Annotated in this window: 4 protein-coding genes; all 4 read left to right on the plus strand. The window is 66.5% G+C overall.

From position 1 onward, the window contains the following. Nucleotides 1-1,363 (plus strand): hypothetical protein (locus WBQ44_RS11360; protein WP_495566792.1); only part of this gene is annotated, 1,363 nt, incomplete at its 5' end. Then, nucleotides 1,360-2,856 carry a hypothetical protein gene (locus WBQ44_RS11365; protein ID WP_495566793.1) on the plus strand — a complete coding sequence of 499 codons (1,497 nt, stop codon included), beginning with the start codon at nucleotides 1,360-1,362 and terminating at the stop codon, nucleotides 2,854-2,856. The genes WBQ44_RS11360 and WBQ44_RS11365, both read left to right, overlap by 4 nt. Beyond that, nucleotides 2,841-4,322 carry a glycosyltransferase gene (locus tag WBQ44_RS11370; RefSeq protein WP_495566794.1) on the plus strand — a complete coding sequence of 494 codons (1,482 nt, stop codon included), beginning with the start codon at nucleotides 2,841-2,843 and terminating at the stop codon, nucleotides 4,320-4,322. Before WBQ44_RS11365 ends, WBQ44_RS11370 begins: the two co-directional genes overlap by 16 nt. Continuing rightward, nucleotides 4,319-5,649: ArnT family glycosyltransferase (locus tag WBQ44_RS11375; RefSeq protein ID WP_495566795.1), on the plus strand; the 1,331-nt coding region annotated here is incomplete at its 3' end. The genes WBQ44_RS11370 and WBQ44_RS11375, both read left to right, overlap by 4 nt.

Here is a 5,649-nt window from a genome sequence, read left to right on the forward strand (position 1 = left end):
CGCAACGGCCGCGGTCCTCACGCTCACGACATCGATCATCGACTTCTACGGCGCGCAGACGGTGCGCGTGGTGATGCGGCCAGATTCGGAGCTACAGGGCGCCGTGCCGGACGGGCCGTACGACCGGTCGGTGATACTGGCGGCAAACAACGACGCCGCTACCGAACTCGTCTATCCGATCGAGCAGGCGCCGCCACGTCTCTTCGTCACCGGGCGCGGTAGCGAACTCGTCGACCAGGCGCGACTCGTCACCAGCACCATCGCGAACCTGGCCCTGACGACGAAAGCGTTCGCAGGCGTCTCGGTGCCGCCGCCCGTGCTGGCTGCTGATTCGGTCACGCTCGACGACCTCGAGATCGGCTCTGTTGCCGGCACGGGCACTGCCTCCCTGGCCCTGGACCAAACCCGGCTCGGACGCTCGGCCGCGGGAATGTCGGTGCACCTGATCGGCAACTACACGCCGGGCGCAGGCGCGGTGACGGCGTCGGTCGGCGACCGGAGACTCGACGTGTGGGCGGCCGACGACAGCGGCATCCTCGACCACTGGGTCGACATCCCCAACGATGCACTCGGACGTGTCACGACGCTCGACGTCACCGTCGCACACTCCGCCGAGGGGACATCCGCGTGCGGCGGTAGCGCAGCTCAGGTGACCATCGACGGCAGTACCGTCGTCGACAGCACCGATTCGTCGACTCCCGCACCACTCGGATTCGGCTCGCTCCCACAGGCATTGATGCCCCGTGTGAACGTGGCAATGGCCGACAACACGTTCGAGAACACCGTTCGTGCGGCGTCGATCCTCGACGGGATGCAACGCATGTCCTCCCGCGCAGTGGATGTCGCCGTCGTGTCCATCGAGGACGCCCTGGCAGGGACGGACCCGGCGCTTATCATCGACCCCGAGGGAACCGTCGAGAAGTCGCTGCCGCTGTCATCGTCGGGAGCGACGACCTTCTCGGCGGTGACGGCCAGTGGGTCGACCGACGTGCTGACGCTCGACTCGGCGCTGCCCTACGCGAGTTTGCAGGTGGCGGCCACCGACGGGGACGCCGCGATGCTCGTCGCATCCTCGAACGGGGCACCCGCGGAACTCGACCGAATGCTGGCGTGGCTCGACGCCGACTCGACGCGGTGGTACGCACTCAGCGGTGACGTTCTGCTCGGCGCCGAAAGCCAGGAGCCGCTGTCGCTCACGAGTGGGGATCTGACGGGACCAGAGGCCGACGTCGCTGCGACCGACAGTGAGAGTTCCAACTCGGCGACTGCCATCGCGATTGCAATCGGAGCCGGGCTGTTGATCGTCGGAATCGTTGTTGCCGTCGTGCTTCGGATGCGAAGCCGCAACCCTCGGGCGTCATGACGGCCACCGTCGTCGGGGATCCGGGGTCGGCAGAGGAGGCGCCGAAGCCCCAGCGTCCGGACCGCCCCGTCGCGGTGGTGGTCTTCTATTGGACGGTGCTGTTCGCAGCCGTCATCGTGGCGTTCTTCCCGACCGGTCAACGGCTGGTGCAGGAGGCCCGCGACGGAGCGATCACCACCTACATCTTCGTCCTGCCGTTCCTTGCAGCCGTGGCAGCGCAGGGAATCGCGCGCCGACGATCGGGCGAGCTGCCCATCCACGACCGGCAGACCGACATCATCGTCGGCGGGTTGGCGCTACTGGGGTCCCTGGCCATCAAGGGGCTGTGGCTGCCGAGGTACGTCGGGCAATACGAACTCGCGCACCTCGACGTGCTCGCCGGGCTGGTCTTCTTCCTCGGCGGCGCCATTCTGTTGTTCGGGCTGCGGCCGGTCGGGCGGTTCTGGTCGGTATGGCTACTCCTCCTTGCACTCAGCCCGCTGGTGTATCGAATGGCAGCCATCACGGTCGGCGGTAGCAGGTTCGCCTACGGGGCCGTGTTGATCCTTCTCGCGGGCGTCGCGGGCGCGATAGCAGTCGGACGGACTCGCCGACGCGCGGTCTTCGGGTTCTGCTGGACGGTCGTCGTCGGCTTCGCGATGCTGGCGCTGATGCTCGCGGTGTCTCCGGGAGCGCACATCGCATGGTTGCAGTTGGTGCCGACCGTCGGCGCGGCGATCCTCGTCGGCTCGGGGTTCTTCCTCGTGGCACGTCACGGCAAGCCCATGCGTCCGATGGACCGACGAATCGCCCCGGTGACCGCCAAGAACTCGCTGAGCTCGCTGGTGACCGTCATCGTTGCGGCCGTGCTGTTGCTGCTGATCCCGATTCCGTCCCCGAAGGCCGTCCCATCGACGCCGGGACCACCGCTCGCGCCGGTCGTCGCACCGCGGGGCTGGACGCAGACCGATGAGCTCGAATTCGACTGGGTCAAATCATTCTTCGGACGCACCTCCACGCTGAGCCGGCACATCATGCGCGCCGACGAGGGTAACCCGGCGTGGGACGTGCAATCGCGGCCCCGCACCGTCGTCGTCGACGTTCTCTCCACCGTCAATCGCGCGAGCCTGGCGGTGTACCCGGAGAGCACGCTCTACAAGCTCGGCAACACCCGGACCAGCGGCGCGCTCGACGTCGACCTCGGCCGCGGCGTCACCGGGCAGATCTACACATCGGTCAGCGACGCGTTGCTCCTGACGTGGACCAAACTGGTGTTCACCTGGGTCCGGGGCGAGACCACCCAGCGCATCACCGTCGTCAGCGTCGACAATCACGAGGAAGACGCCGTGTTCCCGCAGCCCGAGCCGTCGATGGCGTCGAATGTGAGCTCGTCGATCGCGACGTTCCTGCGCGGCAATACCATCGCCGTCGACGACGACCCCGAGTACAAAGATCTCGAACTGCTCTCGGCGTTCGGCACCAGCCTCGTACGCGCGCAATGGGGTTCGTCGTGACGCCGCCCCGGGTGGGGGAGGAGTCGGAGAACTTCCGGGCTGCAGCCCTCGACGACGCAGTCAACGGACTTGCCCGACGGCACCCGCTGGCGTCGGCTGCCGTGGCGTTCGTCCCGTGGCAGAAGTACACGGCATTCGCTGTTCTCGCGATCGTCGTCGGGTGCGCGGTGCTCGCGCCGGTCGGAACTCTGCTGGCGATCACCGTTCTGTGCACGATCGGGTACATCGCGATGATGGCCGACAGGCTGCTGCTGTTCTCGAGGGGGCTCGACGCCAGCGCAATCGTCACCGTCACCGACGAGGAAGCGCGCGCGATACCCGACGAGCGGTTGCCGAAATACACCATCCTCGTGCCGGCGTACGACGAACCCGAGGTGGTGGGCGACCTCATCGCCGCCATGAGCGGCCTCGACTACCCGGCCGACAAGCTGCAGGTACTTCTGCTGCTCGAGGAAGACGACGACGTCACCATCGCCGCCGCGGCGCGCACCGGAGTGAGCCAGATCGTCGACGTCGTCCTCGTACCGGCGAGCGACCCGCGCACGAAGCCGAAGGCATGCAACTACGGGCTGCACTTCGCGACGGGCGAGATCATCACGATCTTCGACGCCGAGGACCTACCCGAGAAGCTGCAACTGCGGCGAGTGGTCGCGGCGTTCGAGCGGCTGCCCGACACCGTTGCATGCGTGCAGGCAAAACTGGCTTTCCACAACGGTTCTCAGAACTTGCTGACGGGGTGGTTCACCGCGGACTACGCACTGTGGTTCGGCTACCTGCTGCCGGGGTTGATGCGGAGCACCTCGCCGATCCCGCTGGGCGGTACGTCGAATCATTTGCGCGCGAACGTCATCGAAGAAGTCGGCGCGTGGGACGGGTTCAACGTCACCGAAGACGCCGACCTCGGTGTGCGGATCGCGGCGTCGGGATACTCCACCGCCGTACTCGACTCGACCACGCTGGAAGAGGCGAACAGCGACGCGATCAACTGGATCAGGCAACGGTCACGCTGGTACAAGGGATACCTGCAGACCTGGCTGGTGCACATGCGTCGGCCTCGGGAAACATGGCGGGCGCTCGGCGCGGTGGGGACGTACCGGTTCACGCTGCTGCTGGCGGGGACGCCGATCACCGCGTGCATCAACATGGTGTTCTGGTTCACCACCGCCGCATGGATACTCGGGCAACCGTCGCTGATCGCTGCGCTGTTCCCGCCGTACATCTACTACTTCTCGTTGGTGTCGTTGATCATCGGCAACGTCGCGACCGTGTACATGTACCTCATCGCGAGCCGTGAAAGCGACAACGCGTACCTACTCGTGCCGAGCCTGACGATGCCGCTGTACTGGATGATGATGAGCGTCGCGGCCATCAAGGGGTGCTGGCAGTTGGTGCGCAACCCGTCGTACTGGGAGAAGACGTTCCACGGCTTGTCGACGCCCGCGCCCGAAACCGAGCCGGTGCCATGACGTCCACTCGGCTGTTCTTCGGCGCATTCGCCGGGTACCTCGCAGTGGGTCTGACACTCAGCCTGCATTTCGGATACCTGCTCGGTGACGCGCTGGCGCGGACCTCGTCGGCGCAGGCGGTGCTGCTGAGCCGCGACCCGCACGTCTCCGCACTCGGCTTCATCTTCACGCCGCTGACGGCGCTGCTGCAGCTGCCGATCGTCGCCCTGTCTTCGTGGTGGACCGACATCACGCGGTGGAACATCTCCGGCATCGTGATCTCGGCACTGTTCATGGCCGGAGCGACGGTGATGGTGCTGGGGATCTGCCGCGACCGCGGCCTGCGAGGGTGGCACAGCGGGCTGATCACCGCTGTGTTCGCGCTGAACCCGATGATCGTGTTCTACGGCGCAAACGGCATGAGCGAAGCAGTGTTCCTGTTCTGCACCTGCTGGGCGGTGCGCCGGCTGATCCGCTGGGTGCACACCGACGACGTGCACGACCTGATCGTCACCGGTATCGCGTTGGCGCTGGCGTATCTTACGAGGTACGACGCGGTCGTCGCGATCGCCGGGGCTGCGTTCCTGGTCGCAGGTGTGACATTGCTGCGGCGCGGACGTGGTGAGTGGAAAGCCATGCGCCGCAGAGCAATTCTCGACGCGGTGTTGGTGGCAGGCCCGGGATTCATCGCGTTCGCGGTGTGGAGCGCAACGAGCTGGCTGATCACGGGGGAACTGTTCGCGCAGCTCTCGTCCAGCTACGGAAACGCCGCCATCCTCGAGCAATCGGGAGGATCGACGGGCAGCACGCTCACCAATGCGGCCTTTGCGATCGCCGCCATTCTCGTGCTGGGACCGTTGCTGCCGTTGCTTCTCCCGATCGGCGGCGTGCTCGCAGCCCGGCGTCGTGACCTCGAATTCCTCGTGGCCCCGGTATTATTCGGCTCGGTGCTGGCGTTTCAAGCGCTCACCTACGTCAGCGGATCCACCTTCGGGTTCCTCCGGTTCTACCTCTGTGCGGTCCCGCTGGCCGTCGTTGCTGTGATCCAGCTGGTGCCTGCCCGCGGCGACGTCCGCACGCGTCGGAGAGGTGCCTTCGCGGTAGAGCGGACTTCCACTGGGTCTGCGGGGCTCTCACGTTCGATGGCGGCCCTGTCGGTGCTCGGGCTCTTCGTGACGGGTTGGGCGATGACCATGCCGACCCTGGCCCCGCAGGAGTACGCACTGCGATACCTGCTCGACGACCGTCCCGACGCCGCCGACGTGGACGCAGTGGCCGCCCAACGAATCGCCGCGTCGTTCTCGACCGAACGCGAACTAGCGGCGTTCCTCGACGAGCAGGACCTACC

Source organism: Rhodococcus sp. (in: high G+C Gram-positive bacteria) (assembly GCF_049591685.1).
GTDB lineage: Bacteria > Actinomycetota > Actinomycetes > Mycobacteriales > Mycobacteriaceae > Rhodococcoides.